The organism is Sorangium sp. So ce448 (genome assembly GCF_051520915.1).
Classification (GTDB): domain Bacteria; phylum Myxococcota_A; class Polyangia; order Polyangiales; family Polyangiaceae; genus Sorangium; species Sorangium cellulosum_B.
Genome location: NZ_CP150343.1, coordinates 1,341,647 through 1,356,834, shown reverse-complemented (window position 1 = coordinate 1,356,834; position 15,188 = coordinate 1,341,647). Strand labels below are relative to the sequence as shown.

11 protein-coding genes are annotated in these 15,188 nt (G+C 66.4%); 5 read left to right on the top strand and 6 right to left on the bottom strand.

The window, feature by feature from the left end; translation table 11 throughout:
* Positions 1 to 459: 459 nt before the first annotated feature.
* The 3 genes from WMF45_RS04965 to WMF45_RS04955 all read right to left on the bottom strand — a co-directional run bounded on the left by WMF45_RS04965 (position 460) and on the right by WMF45_RS04955 (position 4,184).
* Positions 460 to 1,794, bottom strand: a complete 1,335-nt coding sequence (locus tag WMF45_RS04965; protein WP_437715811.1) for a nucleotide sugar dehydrogenase — start codon at positions 1,792 to 1,794, stop codon at positions 460 to 462.
* 294 nt (positions 1,795 to 2,088) lie between these two features.
* A complete protein-coding gene (locus WMF45_RS04960; protein WP_437715810.1) occupies positions 2,089 to 3,570 on the bottom strand; it encodes an oligosaccharide flippase family protein in 1,482 nt (493 codons plus the stop codon).
* Between the two features lie 2 nt (positions 3,571 to 3,572).
* Positions 3,573 to 4,184: a polysaccharide biosynthesis/export family protein gene (locus WMF45_RS04955; protein ID WP_012233507.1), complete on the bottom strand. Its 612-nt coding sequence runs from the start codon at positions 4,182 to 4,184 to the stop codon at positions 3,573 to 3,575.
* A gap of 262 nt (positions 4,185 to 4,446) precedes the next feature.
* Between WMF45_RS04955 and WMF45_RS04950 the strand changes: the two genes are divergently transcribed.
* From WMF45_RS04950 to WMF45_RS04935, 4 genes are all read left to right on the top strand, one after another.
* Entirely contained in the window at positions 4,447 to 5,754 is a 1,308-nt protein-coding gene (locus WMF45_RS04950; RefSeq protein WP_437715809.1) for a 3-dehydroquinate synthase, read from the top strand.
* On the top strand, positions 5,751 to 7,268 hold the full coding sequence (gene eboE / locus WMF45_RS04945) for a metabolite traffic protein EboE (RefSeq protein WP_437715808.1): 1,518 nt from the start codon (positions 5,751 to 5,753) through the stop codon (positions 7,266 to 7,268). The genes WMF45_RS04950 and eboE overlap by 4 nt, the downstream gene beginning before the upstream one ends.
* Positions 7,265 to 8,146: a UbiA family prenyltransferase gene (locus WMF45_RS04940; RefSeq protein ID WP_437715807.1), complete on the top strand. Its 882-nt coding sequence runs from the start codon at positions 7,265 to 7,267 to the stop codon at positions 8,144 to 8,146. Before eboE ends, WMF45_RS04940 begins: the two co-directional genes overlap by 4 nt.
* Positions 8,147 to 8,230: 84 nt before the next feature.
* Complete coding sequence (locus WMF45_RS04935; RefSeq protein ID WP_437715806.1) at positions 8,231 to 9,871, top strand: hypothetical protein; 1,641 nt, start codon at positions 8,231 to 8,233, stop codon at positions 9,869 to 9,871.
* A 66-nt stretch (positions 9,872 to 9,937) separates the two neighbouring features.
* Here WMF45_RS04935 and WMF45_RS04930 read toward each other — a convergent pair whose 3' ends face one another.
* Genes WMF45_RS04930 through WMF45_RS04920 form a run of 3 tightly spaced genes read right to left on the bottom strand, consistent with a single transcriptional unit; the run spans position 9,938 to position 12,988 of the window.
* The gene (locus WMF45_RS04930) at positions 9,938 to 11,311 is read right to left on the bottom strand and encodes an alkaline phosphatase family protein (RefSeq protein WP_437715805.1); all 1,374 of its coding nucleotides are present in this window, start codon (positions 11,309 to 11,311) and stop codon (positions 9,938 to 9,940) included.
* Positions 11,312 to 11,321: 10 nt separating this feature from the next.
* Positions 11,322 to 12,206 carry a TatD family hydrolase gene (locus tag WMF45_RS04925; protein ID WP_437715804.1) on the bottom strand — a complete coding sequence of 295 codons (885 nt, stop codon included), beginning with the start codon at positions 12,204 to 12,206 and terminating at the stop codon, positions 11,322 to 11,324.
* A gap of 23 nt (positions 12,207 to 12,229) precedes the next feature.
* Positions 12,230 to 12,988, bottom strand: coding sequence for an EboA domain-containing protein (locus WMF45_RS04920; protein ID WP_437715803.1), 759 nt, complete (start codon positions 12,986 to 12,988; stop codon positions 12,230 to 12,232).
* Positions 12,989 to 13,092: 104 nt separating this feature from the next.
* On the opposite strand from WMF45_RS04920, the gene WMF45_RS04915 reads away from it, so the two are divergent.
* Positions 13,093 to 14,580 (top strand): PQQ-dependent sugar dehydrogenase, encoded by a 1,488-nt coding sequence (locus WMF45_RS04915; RefSeq protein ID WP_437715802.1) that lies wholly within the window; start codon positions 13,093 to 13,095, stop codon positions 14,578 to 14,580.
* Positions 14,581 to 15,188: the final 608 nt, after the last annotated feature.

Sequence of the window (15,188 nt, the reverse complement as noted above, 5' to 3'; positions counted from 1 at the left end):
GCGGCGTGGACATGGACCGTCTTTGATGGGTACCGAACCGGCGCCCTGACATCAAGGGGATGCTCGCGATTTCGCGAGCTCGGCAAGAGCTGCATCGGTTACGGGGTTACGGGGTTACGGGGTTACGGGGTTACGGGGTTACGGGGTTACGGCGTCACGAGGATACGTGGTGACGAGGATACGCGGATACAAGGTGACGCGGCTACGAGGTCGCGAGGACACGCGGAGCCCCTCGCGTTTGCCGAGGAGTCACCCAGGAGCTGCGCCGAGACGCCCGCGCCGTGGCGTGGGCGCCACGGCGATGCTCGCGCCGCGCCGCCCACAGCACGGGAGTTGAGCGACACGCCACGGGGCCAGCGGCGACGCGGCAAGGACGCCGCCGCTGGATGCCCGGTCACCAGGACCGCCGTGCTGGCGTGCGACGCCTGCCCGCGCCGCTCGGGGCGCCCTCGCCCTCCGTCAGGCCTTGACCACCTTGGGGTTCGCCGCGCGGTAGACGCCACGGGCGTCGACGATCAGGGCGGCGTGGTTCAGCACCAGATCGTAGTCGACCACGGAGTGGTCGGTGACGATCATGACCGCGTCGTGGCTCTTGAGCGTGTCCTCGTTGAGGGGGACGGACGAGAGCTCCGGCAGATGCGGCCAGGTGCGCATGCGCGGCAGCTTGGGCACGTGCGGGTCGTGGAAGCTCAGCACGGCCCCGAGCTTGCGCAGGAGCTCGATGATCTCGAACGCGGGGCTCTCGCGCGGGTCGTCAATGTCCTTCTTGTAGGCGACGCCGAGCAGCAGGACCTTCGTGCCCTTCAGCGCCTTGCCGCGCTCGTTCAGCGCGAGCTGGAGCTTGTTGACGACGTAGTGCGGCATCTCGACGTTCACCTCGCCGGCGAGCTCGATGAACTTGGTCGACACGCCGTACTCGCGCGCCTTCCACGCGAGGTAGAACGGGTCGAGCGGGATGCAGTGGCCGCCCCAGCCCGGGCCGGGGTTGAACCGCATGAAGCCGAACGGCTTGGTCGACGCGGCGTCGAGCACCTCCCAGACGTCGATGCCCATGGCGTCGTAGACGACCTTGAGCTCGTTCACGAGGGCGATGTTGATGGCCCGGAAGATGTTCTCGGTCAGCTTCGCCGCCTCGGCCGCGCGCGCCGAGGAGACGGCCACGACGCGCGCGATCGCCTGCGAGTAGAGCGCCTGCGAGAGGACCAGCGACGCGCGATCGACGCCGCCGACGACCTTCGGGATGGTCGCGGTGCTGTGATCGCGGTTGCCCGGGTCCTCGCGCTCGGGCGAGAAGGCGAGGTAGAAATCCTGCCCCATGCGCAGGCCCGATTGCTCGAGGATGCCCTTCACGAGCTCATCGGTCGTGCCGGGATACGTGGTGGACTCGAGGACGATGAGCTGCCCCTTCCGCAGCCGCTCCTTGATCTTCTGGGCGGAGCCGACGACGTAGCTCATGTCGGGCTCCCGCTGGGCCGTCAGCGGGGTCGGGACGCAGATCAGGATGGCGTCGGGCTCGCCGAGCCGCGAGAAGTCCGCCGTCGCCTCCAATCGGCCCGTCTTGGCTGCCGCCGCGATGCGCGCGGGATCGAGGTGCTTGATGTAGCCCTTCCCCTCGCTGAGCGCGGTGACCTTCGCCGGGTCCACGTCGAAGCCCAGCACGCGGAAGCCCTTCTCGATGAACGTGAGCGCCAGCGGCAGGCCGACATAACCCATGCCGATGATGCCCACCTGGGCTTCGCGGGAGTTGATCTTGGCCAGGAAGCTCTCGACCGCAGGGGGATGCGTCTCTGCCATTTCCTTTTATCTCCAGTGGTGGACGGGAGCCGCCATGCGGATCCCGACCCAGTTTCGAAGAGAGGGGCCCGACGCTACCACAGGCCCTTCAATTTCGCTCGAGTGTCGCGTGGGGCCCCAACGTTCGGAGGGGAAACGTGCTCCTCGTTGCGCTCGTTGCGCTCGTTGCGCTCGTTGCGCTCGTTACGCTCGTTACGCTGGCCACGCTCGTCACGCGTGTTGCTCTCACCGCACTCATCTCGCTCGCTGCGCGCTTCGCTCGTCACGCCGGGTCGGTGACATTCAGGAAACGCCTTAACGACGGCGGCGGACCGCTTCGCGTGCGAGCTGGAGGAAGTCCCGTGATGCCTGCCCCGCGATGACCAGCGCGGAGGCGACGAAGGCGAGCCCGCCGGCCACCACCTCGGCGCCAAGGCGGCACCCGCGGGGCAGGTCGTGGAGCGACCGCATGCCGTAGCGAACGGCGAGCACCGCGGCGACCATGGGCAGGCACGCGAGGAGCGGGCGGACCAGCGGGCGCAGGAGCCGCATGTACGGGACGCCATCGGCGCGCTTGACCACCCAGAGGCTCGCCAGGGCGTGCACCCCGAACGCGACGCCGACGCCGGCGCAGGCCCAGAGGACGCCGCCGATCGTTCCGAGCAGCGCGATGCCGCCGACGATCGCGGCCACCTTGAGCCACTCCAGGACCATGATCGTCCGCGTCCGGCCGTAGACCTGCATGTACGAGGACAAGACCCAGCCGATCGGGCGCGTGACGCCGAGCGCGGACAGCACGGCGAGGAGCGGGCCGGCCGGCTCCCATGCTTCGTTGAAGAACGTGTCGTTCAGGATCGTCGGGGCGACCGCGCCGAGGCCCACGGCGAGCGGGAAGATGAGGAGCGCGAGCAGCGTGAGCGCGCGGACGAGCGCCGCCTTGCGCTGCTCCGGCTCGAGCTTCGCGAACGACGGGACGAGCACGTCGCCGATGCGCTCGCCGACCTGGGAGGCCGGGATGTCGGCGAGGTTCCACGCGAGGTTGTAGAGCCCGCCGACCTGCTCCCCGAACAGGCGGATCATGACGAGGTTGTCCCACTTGGAGGCCCCGAAGTTCGCCAGCGACCCGAAGTTCAGCGGGATGCCGAAGGCGAACAGCTCGCGCGCCTTCTCGCGCGACAGCGGGCTCGGCGTCAGCCACTCGGACAGCTTCACCGCCGGGACCGTGGTCACCACGCGCACGACGGCGCGCAGGAGCGTCGCGACCACGATGGCGTTCCCCCCCCAGCCGAGCACGGCGAGGGAGACGGACGCCGCGGTGTAGGTGAGCTCGCCGGCGGCGTTCCGGAGGCTGACGCTGCGGAAGCGCATCTCGCGGATGAGCAGGCGATCGGGGACGTACCAGAGCCGATCGATGAACATCGCGAGGATGAGCCCCGGCATGAACTCGAGCATCCCGGGCGCGCCGACGAGGTGCACCGCGATCGGCTCCCGGAGGAGGTACACGACGGCGATGGCGACGAGGCCCGCCACGTGGAAATAGACGGTCGCGTTGAAGACCATCTGGCGGTCGAGGTTGGGCCTCGACGCGATGAACTGGCCGGTCCCGAGGCTCGACATGAAGTGCGCCGTCATGATCACGACGGACGCTGCCGAGACCTCGCCGTACACATCCGGCGCGATGAACCGGGTGAGCACGAGGGTGCCTATCAGGCCGAGCACGCGCGAGCCGAGCCCGGTCGCGATCGTCCAGACCGCGCCGAGGACCGCTTTTCGGGCAAGCGCGGAGGAGCCGGCCACGATCAGGGCACGAAGACGGTATCGCCGGCCTTGAGCACGAGGTCCTGCTCGGGCCGCTTGCGCGAGGCGATTTCGTCGTAGTTGATGGGGATGTGCCGGAATTTGCCCGGGCTATCCATGCGGATGAGCAGGATCTGATCCGTCGAGGCGAACTGGTTGGGACCGCCGGCGAGCGCGAGCGCCTCGGAGACCGAGACGAAGTAGTTGGAGGCGAAGATGCCGGCGCGCGCGACATTGCCGCTGACCACGAACCGGTAGCTGTTGATCCCGGTCACGGCGACGGTGATCACGGCCGTCTCGTCCTTCACGAACTCGGAGAGCCGCTTCTTCAGCTCCTCGCGCACCTGGGTCGGGGTCCTGCCGGCCACGTAGACGTCGCCGATGAGCGGCATCGTGATGACGCCATCGGCCCGGACGAGCGCCTCGCTCGAGAGGTCGGCCATGCGCCAGACGTTGATCCGGATCTGGTCCCCTACCCCGATCGTGTATTCGTGCTTACGCGGGTCGTACTCCTTCGCGTAGTTCGCGGGATTGTAGACGTACGTCGGCGCGCACCCGGCGGAGAACGCGGCGAGGGCGAGCCCTGCCGCTGCCGTCAGAAGCACTCCTCGCATGAAGGACCGTTTCGTGGGACGGGCTGTGCCTTCCATGGGCGTCTGCATTGAGGAGGATGTCAGGCGGTACGGGGTTGGGATCACGCGGCGATCATGGGGCCACGAGGTGAACTCGGCCGTACGGCGGCGCGATTGACCGAGCGGCGCCAGCATTGCAGGAAGGCCGTCCGCCGCCAAGGGGAAGTTTTCGTACCGCGGCAAGACGCGGGATCCTCGCGAGGAACCAACTTGACGGGCCGATGACCTCTCTCGAAAGTCGGCTTTGATGCTGCTTCATCTGCAACGGATCGCGGTCCCCTTCGAGTACCCCGTCTACTTCACGGAGGGCGTTTTTTCGCCGAGCAACGCCGACCTGGCGGCCGCCATCGCGGCGAAGGAGCCGCGCCGGCGTCACCGCGTGCTGCCGGTGATCGACGGCGGCGTCGCGGCGGCGTGGCCGTCTCTGGCGGACGACATCGCGCGGTACGTGGGCGCGCGACCGGACCTGCTCGCGCTCGCGGCCGAGCCGATCGTGGTGCCCGGCGGCGAGGCGGCGAAGAACGACGGCGCGGCGACGGCGGCGCTGCAGGCGAGGCTCGACGCGCTGGGGATGGATCGGCAGTCGTTCGTGATGATCGTCGGAGGCGGCGCGGTGCTCGACATGGTCGGCTACGCGGCGGCGACGGTGCACCGAGGCGTCCGGGTCGTGCGGATCCCGACCACGGTGCTCGCGCAGGCCGATTCCGGGGTCGGCGTGAAGAACGGCGTCAACGCGTTCGGGAAGAAGAACCTGCTCGGCACGTTCGCCCCGCCGTTCGCGGTGCTCATCGATCCGCGCTTTCTGGAGACGCTGCCCTTGCGCGACAAGGTGGCGGGGATGGCGGAGGCGGTGAAGGTCGCGCTGATCCGGGACGCGCGGCTGTTCTCGTGGCTGTCCGAGCACGCGGCAGCGCTCGCGTCGGGGTCGCTCGCGCCGCTCGCGCAGCTCGTGCGCCGCTCGGCGGAGATCCACCTCCACCACATCGCGAGCGCGGGCGACCCGTTCGAGCTCGGGAGCGCGCGGCCGCTCGACTTCGGGCACTGGGCTGCGCACAAGCTGGAGTCGCTCACGAAGCACAGGCTCCGCCACGGCGAGGCGGTCGCGATCGGGATCGCGATCGACACGCTGTACGCCGAGCTGGCCGGCCTGTGCAGCCAGGCGACGGCGGCCGCGGTGGTGGCGGTGCTCGAGGCGCTCGGCTTCACGCTGTGGGACGACGCGCTCGCGCTGACGCGCACGTGCGAGAGGGGGGAGCGGGGCGAGCGGCTCTGCGTGCTCGATGGGCTGGACGAGTTCCGCGAGCACCTCGGCGGGGAGCTCACGGTGACGTTGCTCGAGGACGTGGGGCGCGCCCGCGAGGTGCACGCGATGGAGGAGCGGCACATCGTCGCGGCGATCGCGCGGCTGCGCGAGCGCGCCGGGAGGCGGGGCGCGCTCGCGGCGCTCGGCGCGACGGGAGCGGCGGGCGCAGCGGGCGCGGCGGGCGCAGCGGGCGCGGCCACGGGCGCGGCCGCCGCGGCCGGCGCGGTCACGGGAGCGGCGCAATCATGAGGCTCGCGTGCGCGGGCGCGCCGCACCTCACGTACTGCACGAACATCCACGCGGGCGAGACGTGGTCGGAGGTGAAGCAGAGCCTCGAGACGCACCTGCTCGCGATCTGGTCGCGCGCGGCCGGCGGGGAGGAAGGGGCGCTGCACGGGGGAGGCGACGGAAGCGGCGGAGGGGGCAGCGGGGCGGAGGGCCTCGGGCCGAGCGCGCGCCGCCGGTGCGGGGTGGGGCTGCGGCTGTCGGCGAGGGCGGCGGCGGAGCTCGCCGAGCCGGCGGAGCTCGACGCGTTCCGCGATTTTCTCGAGCGGAACGGCCTCTACGTGTTCACGCTGAACGGCTTCCCCTACGGCCGGTTCCACGGCGCGCCGGTGAAGGAGCGCGTGTACCTGCCCGACTGGCTCGACGAGGAGCGGCTCGCGTACAGCGATCTCCTGGCGACGCTCCTCGCCGAGCTGCTGCCGGCAGACGAGGGCCTGATGGGAAGCGTCAGCACGGTGCCGGGCGCGTTCAGGCCGCGGGTGCGCACCCCGGGTGACGCGGAGGCGATGGCGCGGCGGCTGGTCGCGCACGCGGCGCACCTCGTGGAGGTCCGCCGCCGCACGGGCAAGCACATCGCGCTGGCCCTCGAGCCGGAGCCGTGCTGCTTCCTCGAGACGACGCCCGAGGCGATCGGCTTCTTCAGCGATCACGTGTTCGCGCCGGAGCGCGCGCGCGAGCTGTCGGCGCTGGCCGGGATGAGCCTGCGGGACGCCGAGGAGGCGCTCCGGAGCCACCTCGGCCTCTGCTTCGACGCGTGCCACATGGCGGTGGAGTTCGAGGACGCCCCCGCGTCGCTGGCGGCGCTCCGCGCGGCGGGCATCGGCGTGCACAAGGTGCAGCTCAGCGCCGGGCTGCGCGCCCGCGTGGCGGAGCGCGAGCCTGCGACGATGGCGAGGCTGCGCGCGTATGCGGAGGACGTCGTTTACCTGCACCAGGTGGTCGAGCGGCGTGGCGGCCCAGGCGGGGGCGAGCTCGTCCGCTACCTGGATTTGCCCGAGGCGCTGGCGGCGCTCGACGGCGGGACCGCAGCGCCGCCCGGGGCGCCGCCGGAGGAGTGGCGAGTCCACTTCCATGTGCCGATCTTCCGGGAGCTCGAGGGCGCGCTCGCGACCACGCAGCCGGAGCTGGCGGCGCTGCTCTCGCACCTGCGAGACTCGCCAGCGACGCAGCACCTCGAGGTGGAGACTTACACCTGGGATGTACTGCCGGAGGACCAGCGCCGGGGCGGGGTCGTCGAGGCGGTGGCGAGGGAGCTCCGCTGGGTGGAGGAGCGGATGGTGGGCAACGGAAGCGTGGGCGCCGGCGACGGCAGAGGCATCAACGCGAGCCGTGGAGTTGGGGGTGGCCGCGAGGTCGGGCGTGGCCGCGAGGTCGGGCGTGGCCGCGAGGTCGGCGCGAGCTCCGCTGGGCGAGCGGACAGCGAAATCGGCGCGAGCTCCGGTGGCCGAGCGGACAACCGACCGGGGGCAAGGCGATGAGCTCGCGCGCACGGGTGTACCTGCGGCTCGGCCGCGTCTCGAACCTGCCCACGGTGTGGACGAACGTGCTCTGTGGCATGGCCCTGTCGGGGTCTGCGCCGCGGGCGCTCGAGGTAGCGCTGGTGGGGTTCGCAGTGTCGCTGATGTACGTGGGCGGCATGTTCCTGAACGACGCGTTCGACCGGGAGATCGACGCGCGCGAGCGGCCCGAGCGGCCGATCCCGTCCGGGCTTGTGAGCGCCCGGGAAGTGTTCGCGGTCGGCTACGGCCTGCTCGGGGCGGGGGTGCTGATCGTGGGCGGCCATGCCTATGTGGCGAACCGGGGGATGGCGCCCGCCCTGGCGAGTGCGCTGCTCGCCGGGGCGATCGTGCTTTACGATGCCTGGCACAAGGGGAACCCGCTGAGCCCGGCGCTGATGGGGGCGTGCCGCGTGCTGGTCTATGTGACGGCGGCGTTCGCGGCGGGGGGGCAGTTCGGGAGCGCGGTGCTCGCCGGGGGGGTGGCGCTGCTGTTCTATCTGATCGGGCTGACCGCGATCGCGAAGCAGGAGAACCTGCTGGCGGTGCGCAGCCTCTGGGCGCTCGGCTTCATGGCGGTCCCGTTCCTGGCGACGCTAGGCGCGCCGCTCACCGGGATGATGGGGACGATCGCGTACGGGGCGCTCGCTGGCTGCGTGATCCACGCGGTGAGGTTGCTGCGGGGGACACGAAAGGACCGGATCCCGCGCGCCGTGGTGACGCTCATCGCAGGGATATCGCTTCTCGATGCGGTGCTCATCGCGAGGAGCGGCGCGCCGGGCGCCGGCCGCGCGGCGGCGCTGGCCATGCTGGGATTTCCGCTGACGCTGGCGATGCAGCGTGTGGTGAGGGGGACGTGAGGACTAGCGCAGGAGTCGGTGCCGCGGCTGGCATCCTCATCGATGACTGAGAGACAACAGCTCGGGCTACTGGAGACACGGCTCATGACGTTACGCAACGCACGAATCATTCCAACAAGCTTCATTGCGCTATTCTTTGCCGGTTCCGGATGCGCGCTCGTCCTCGGGCTCGACGACTTTAAAGATTCTCCACCACCAGAAGACCAGAGTGCAGGCGGGAATAACAGCGCGAACGTTTGTAGGCCGAACATGACAGAGGAATGCTACAGCGGCCCAGAAGGTACTGCTGATATCGGGCTGTGCAAATCCGGAACACGGACGTGCGACGACAGTGGAAGCGCCTGGGGCGCATGCCAGAACGAAAAGCTACCAGCTCAGGAGGTCTGCGCGATCGACGACGACGAAAATTGCGACGGATTCGACTGCACCTTGTGGGCACGAGCATTCGGAACTGAATCTGTGGCTCACTCAGTAACAACCGACCTACAGGGCAACATCATCGCAGCAGGCGCCTTCTCGCAGTCCATACAATTTGACACAGAGCCTCTCACGAGCGCCGGAGACTCCGACATATTCATCGTCGCCCTTGACAAAGACGGGAACCACATATGGAGTCACAGTTTCGGAGATGCAGCGGCCCAGGAAGCGACATCCGTAAGCGTAGATGCCGCAGGCAACATCTTGTTGACTGGCGTCAGCGACGGCACGATCAATTTCGGCGGTAGCGACGTCGGACCAGGTCTATTTGTCGCAAAATTCAGCAACAAAGGAGAGCATACGTGGAGCCGCAGCTTCCCAGCCAAAATTCTTAACGATAGTTACTTTGACCAATTCACCAGAACCATTCGCCCCAAGATCAGCAGCACACAACACGGCGACGCGTTCATCTCAGGAACGTTCAGAGGGAGCATTGAGTTCGACGACACGATCCTGACATCCGCTCCAGCGGAAACGCTCGATATATACGCTGCAAAACTCGATGGGAAGACAGGATCCACGAGCACAGCACAAGGCGGATGGGCACGGATGTTCGGCAGCTCAGGCGATGATGCGCTGATAGACGCAACCATCGATCGAAGCGACAACATCGTTGTCATCGGAAATCATCAAAACTCGATTCGCTTTGGTGATTCCCCAGAGCTCGACGGCGCGGGGATGTTCCTAGCGAAGCTTGACAGCGATGGTAGCCCGGTCTGGACACGTGATTTCGACAACGGTTACCCGACGGCTCTAACCGTCGACAACCTCGGCAACATTACCGCCACCGGAAACTACGATGAGCGCATCGAATTTGACAGCAGCCACGGCCTCGGTTCACCCGATGGACACACAGCGTTCTTCGTCGTCCAATTCGACACATCTGGAAAACATCGTTGGAGTCGCGACTTTGAAGGAACTTCCCACAACGCGATCAAAGACATCAGCAATGACACGCTCAACAATGTCGTGCTCATCGGAGAATTCAGCGGGGAGCTGAGGGTGGACAACGAGATCATGGATCACGACGAACTCCCATCCCCCTGGGTACTGAAACTAGATTCGTCAGGGGAAACGCTCTGGAAAAGGTCATACCGAAGCGGAGGCCCGTCATCCGGATTTGCCGCAAAGGCAGCCCCCAGCAACGAGACCATCATCATCGGCTCATTCTTCAGAACAATCGCGTTCGAGTCGGGTACGCTGCAAACAGATTACGACACCATGTTTCTGGCAAAGCTCGGAATTTAGCAACGTGGCCGCCGCGAACCAATCACACCAATTTATGCCACGAAGCAACTGACGGGGGAGGGGGCGTCAACAAAAGATGTGATCCATCACGATTCGACTCACATCAGGAGCAAGAACCCTTTCATCCGGCAGCAGCGAGCCACAGGTAGAGAGGGCGAGCGGCCCCTGCTCCGGGCGCTCGGTCAAACGACCGTGCGATCCTTTCGCCAATGCGGCATCCAGTGGGATCACGTCCATAAGATACCGGAAACCGAGCTTTTTCTTGAGCAGCTTCCAGGCGACATGGGCTGGCAGGACGCGCAGCTTAGGGTCAGAAAACAGCTCCACAGGATCGTATCCGGGCTTGCGATGGATATCGACGGTTCTGGCAAACTCCGGAGCCTTATCATCATCGAGCCAATAGTAGTAGCTGAACCACCGATCCTCTCGTGAGATCGCGACAAGCTCTCCTGACCTCGCATGATCCAGTCCGGCTGAGCGCTTGGCTTCCGCATCGAGAACGACGTCTATTCCGGGAAGCCTTTCAAGGAACGCCTTCACTTCTTGAATACGCTCCGGGCGACGCACGTACACATGCGCCACCTGATGATCCGCCACCGCGAACGCCTCGGATGCGCCGGCGTCGAGCTTCTCGAGGCCGCGCTCGACCCTGACGCGCACGAGCCCCTGCTCTCGGAGCGCACGGTTGATGTGCACCACGCCGGACACACGCGTGATGCCGTACTCGGACAGGACGATCACCCGCGCCCCATCCTTGCGCACATGGTCGATGAGCTCCCCGCACACGGCGTCCACGGCGCGGAGATCATCCTTGATCCCCGGGTGATCCGGCCCGAGCCGTTGCAGGTTGTAGTCGAGGTGCGGAAGGTAAACCAACGTCAACGTGGGCCGTCGCGTGTCATACATATGGCGCGCACACCGCGCAATCCACTCCGTCGACCGGATATCCGCATTCGGACCCCAGAAATTGAAGAGAGGGAACTCACCCAATCGGCATACGAGTTCATCTCGCAACGACGCCGGTTCAGTGTAGATATCCGGCAGCTTGAGCCCGTCCGCCCAGTAGATCGGCCTCGGCGTCACCGCGTAGTCTGCCGAGCTGTACATGTTGTACCACCAGAACAGCTTCGCACAGGTGAACGTCGGATCGCGCCGACGGGCGGCTTCCCAGATCTTCTCACCTGCCACGAGCTGGTTCGCCTGGCGCCACAGGTTCACCTCGGCGATGTCGCGGAAGTACCAGCCGTTCGCGACACAGCCGTGCCCGCTCGGGAGGAGGCCCGTGGTGAACGTCGACTGGACCGTGCACGTGACCGCCGGGAGGACGGTCTGAAGAGGGCGCATCACGCCCTCCCGTGCGAGCCGCTTCAGGTTCGGCGTGGAATCGCCGAGGAGCTCGCCGGTCAGCCCGACGACATTGAGAACGACCGTGCGGTGCATACCTGTTCTATCAGCTCTTCACGACGGGAGCCTGCCCGCGCAAGACCGAGTTGCCCTCGAACAGGGCGCGCTGATCCACCGCTGGCGCCTCGCCGAATTCCGCGAGATCGAGCCGGCCGCTCTGAGAGAAGAAGGTGAGCGGGTTCTTCCACACGATCCGCTCGATCGCCTCGTCCGCGATCCCATTCTCGCGCATCCGCGCCGCCGTCTTCGGCACCTTAAGCGGATCGCTCACGCCCCAGTCCGCCGCGCTGTTGATGAGGATCCGTTCGGCACCGAACGTCTTGACCAGCGCGACCATCCGGTCCTCGTCCATCTTGGTATTGGGGTAGATGGAGTGGCCGGCCCAGCAGCCGGTCGCGAGCACGAGCGGCAGCGTCTCCTCGTTGTTATGATCCACGAGCACACGCTCTTCAGGGAACCGAAGCTCCCGCACTAGGGCGAGCGTCCGCTCCGTACCCCGCTTTTTGTCGCGGTGCGGCGTATGCACCAGAATCGGAAGATCGTGCTCTCGGGCGAGCTCGACCTGCTGGGCGAAATACTTCTCTTCCTCCGGTGTCATGTCATCGAACCCGATCTCCCCGACCGCGACCACGCCTTCCTTGTCAAGATAGCGGGGCAAGAGATCGATGACGCCTTGCGCCACGCGAGGGTTGTTGGCTTCCTTCGGGTTGAGCCCCAGCGTGCAAAGGTGACGAATGCCGAACTGACTGGCCCGGAAACGCTCCCAGCCTAGCAGGGACGTGAAGTAGTCCTCGAACGTGCCGACATGGGTCCTCGGTTGACCGAGCCAGAACGCCGGCTCGAGGACGGCCACGATGCCGGCCGCGGCCATCGCTTGATAGTCGTCCGTGGTCCGCGATGTCATGTGGATGTGGGGATCGAATAGCTTCAAGAGTCCCTCCGCAGCGCGCCGCTTTACTCGGGGATCCGCGTCGCGCGCTCACGCTCGTGGTCCAGAGAGAGCAAGCCTATGTCGGCCGGGACGCTCCGGCCAGCCGCCCTCCGTTCGCTCGCGAAGTCCTCCGCCATCCGGGCGAGCTCGCCCGATCGCCGCCGGTCGAGCCCGATGATCCGGGCGAGCGCCACGCCCATGAACATGGCCTTGAGGACCAACTGGTTGAAGTTGAGATCAGGAAAATAGGCAGCCGGGTAGGGATTCTCGCAGGCGATCGCTTCGAAGATGGGCAGCTCATTCGTTCGGCACGCCTCGACCGCGAGCGGAACGAAGCGCTCTGCCTCGGTCAAGAACGGCAGTGCCCGCAAGAGCGCCTGCCGCTCCCGGCCATCTCCCTGCTCATAACAAACACGGAGCAGCGATTCGAGCTCCGGTCCGGGCAGGCGCCTCGAAACCTGCGCCAGCATCGTTACCCGGCCGAGCTCATCCAGCGCCCGGCCATCGACCACCCCGGCGACACGGGCAGCCTCCAGGGCATCCCGCTCGTCGGGGTGAAGCCGGAGCTGCCCCCTACCGAGCACGCGTACCGCCGCAGTGAACGTCGCGAGGAAGCGGTCGAGATCGAACCACGTCGACGACTCGCTCTCCCGCGCGTCGGGCGTGCCGCCGAGCCCCGCACCGATCCCGGTCACCTGTTCGACGCGTTCCAGCCAGGAGCGCGCCGCCGACGGAATCCGGCGCGAGAGAATTCCAAACAGCAGTAGGGAAGCGTCTTGCATTGTAGTCGTGCCCGCCGGTCCGGGCGCCTGCCGCAAGATGCCGACGTCGCCGAGCGGTGGAAAGTTATACCAAGGGGCGCGCTGTTCGGATAGTGTCCTACTGCATGATGGACCAGAAGCGTTTCCTTTTGTCTTTTATGCCCATCGCAGCCGCCCTTTTCGGGCTCGGCTTCACCCTGAATGGCTGCGGCGGCAGCGACAACAGCGCAGGCACAGGCGGAGGAGGCGGGGGAGGCACCGGTCCCGGTGGACCGGGCTCCGGCGGCGGCACCTCGAGCGGCGCTCCCACGAGCAGCGGATCCGGCGCGAACACCAGCACCAGCACCGGCACGAACACCAGCACCAGCACCGGCACGAACGCCAGCACCAGCGGCCCGGGCTCGACCACGAGCACCGGAGCCGGCACCGGCCCTGCGACCAGCGCCGGCTCCGGTGCCGGCGGGAGCGGGACGATCGAGTGCGACGAGCCGGGCGGGACCGTGCCGCCGCTCAAGCTTACCGAGGTAGTCAACGGCTTCGATCGGCCGCTCCATGTAACCAGTGAGCCTGCCGACGCGAGCCGACTCTACGTTATCGAGCAGGTCGGAAGGATTCGCCTGGTAAAGAACGGAGCGCTTCAGGATGAGCCGTTCCTCGACATCACGGGGCTCGTCACGCCGGTCGACACGGGCTATGATGACGAGAAGGGGCTACTCGGCCTCACGTTCCATCCCGACTACGCAGAGAACGGGCGCTTCTTTGTGTACTTCAACGCACGCCGTCAGGGTGATGTGGCGACTGGACTCACTCTGATGGAATTCTCACGCTCGCCAAGCAATCCGGATGTCGCCGTCGCCGAGAGCAAGCGCAGCTATTTCCGCATAACATCCGGTGTCATGGGCAACCATAACGGCGGCATGCTCGCGTTCGGCCCAGATCGCATGCTCTATATAGGCGTCGGCGACGGTGGTGGCCAAACCGACAACCCGGATCCGAACAACAATGGGCAGAACATTGAGGTAAAGCTCGGCAAGATCCTGCGCATCGATGTCGACAATCATCCGACAGCGCCAGCGGGGAACGTCACTGGTGGAGATCCGGACGTCTGGGATTACGGCCTGCGCAACCCGTGGCGATTCAGCTTCGACCGCTGCAGGGGAGATCTCTACATCGGAGATGTCGGTGGGCGATTGTTTGAGGAGATCAACGTCGAGCCGCGCGGCCAGGGCAAAAAGAACTACGGATGGAGCGTCACCGAGGGGGGTACGTGCATCCAGCAAGACCAGGCGACCCCATGCAACTCGCCGACGATCACGGCGCCCATCGTGACGTACGATCACGACAACGGCGATGGTTCCGTAACCGGCGGCTATGTCTATCGTGGGAGCAGGATCCCCGCACTTCGTGGGAAATACCTGTTCGGCGACTACGCCTCGGACAGAGTCTGGATGCTCACATGGAAGGACGGCGTCGCCACGCCAAGAAGCTCGCTCAGCCAGGACCTCGCTTCTGAGAGCACCATCCAGGGCCTGGCTTCGTTCGGAGAAGACGCAGCGGGCGAGCTGTACATCGTCTCTTACGGAGGCAGTATCTTCCGAATCGATCCGGAATAGATTGTCCCGCGATTCATAGGGAACAGCGCCGCCGTTCATCGTTGGTCCCCACCTTCCGAAGAGCAGCTTACCAGATCTGGATTCGAGCCATGCAGAATACGCTGAAACTGGCAGTGGGTTGGGTGCTCGCGCTCGGGTTGCTGAGTCACAAGGCAGCGGCTGGGATCGATGACCTCCAAGGCACAGCGCCGGGCGACATGCCACAACCGAACAATCTGGGCACCGCAGAGCGCTGCGCCGGCTGCCATCTCGCCGAATACGAGGATCGCCAGGACTACATGCCCACCGACACGTGGGCAGGTACCATGATGGCCAACGCATGGCGCGATCCTGTCTTCAAAGCTGCTCTAGCGATTGCCAACCAGGACGCGCCGGGGGTGGGGACTTTCTGCCTGCGATGTCACTCTCCCATTGGGTTCCTGAACGGGAGAGCTACGCCTCCGGATGGCTCTGGATTCGACCCCGAGGCATCGGTTGATGGCAAGATCGTCGATGGCCAAGGCGTCAGCTGCAACGTTTGCCACCGCGCGATGCCGACGCCGGGCTCAAACAATACTGAGTCGTACTTCCTCGGCAATGCTCAGCTCGTGTTCGACCATTCACCAGAG

Bases quoted from the DNA above. Each gene is read 5' to 3' on its own strand.
- WMF45_RS04920 (WP_437715803.1), bottom strand. From the start codon at position 12,988: ATGCAAGACGCTTCCCTACTGCTGTTTGGAATTCTCTCGCGCCGGATT.
- WMF45_RS04965 (WP_437715811.1), bottom strand. From the start codon at position 1,794: ATGGCAGAGACGCATCCCCCTGCGGTCGAGAGCTTCCTGGCCAAGATC.
- WMF45_RS04935 (WP_437715806.1), top strand. From the start codon at position 8,231: ATGACGTTACGCAACGCACGAATCATTCCAACAAGCTTCATTGCGCTA.
- WMF45_RS04955 (WP_012233507.1), bottom strand. From the start codon at position 4,184: ATGCGAGGAGTGCTTCTGACGGCAGCGGCAGGGCTCGCCCTCGCCGCG.
- WMF45_RS04915 (WP_437715802.1), top strand. From the start codon at position 13,093: ATGATGGACCAGAAGCGTTTCCTTTTGTCTTTTATGCCCATCGCAGCC.
- WMF45_RS04930 (WP_437715805.1), bottom strand. From the start codon at position 11,311: ATGCACCGCACGGTCGTTCTCAATGTCGTCGGGCTGACCGGCGAGCTC.
- WMF45_RS04940 (WP_437715807.1), top strand. From the start codon at position 7,265: ATGAGCTCGCGCGCACGGGTGTACCTGCGGCTCGGCCGCGTCTCGAAC.
- eboE (WP_437715808.1), top strand. From the start codon at position 5,751: ATGAGGCTCGCGTGCGCGGGCGCGCCGCACCTCACGTACTGCACGAAC.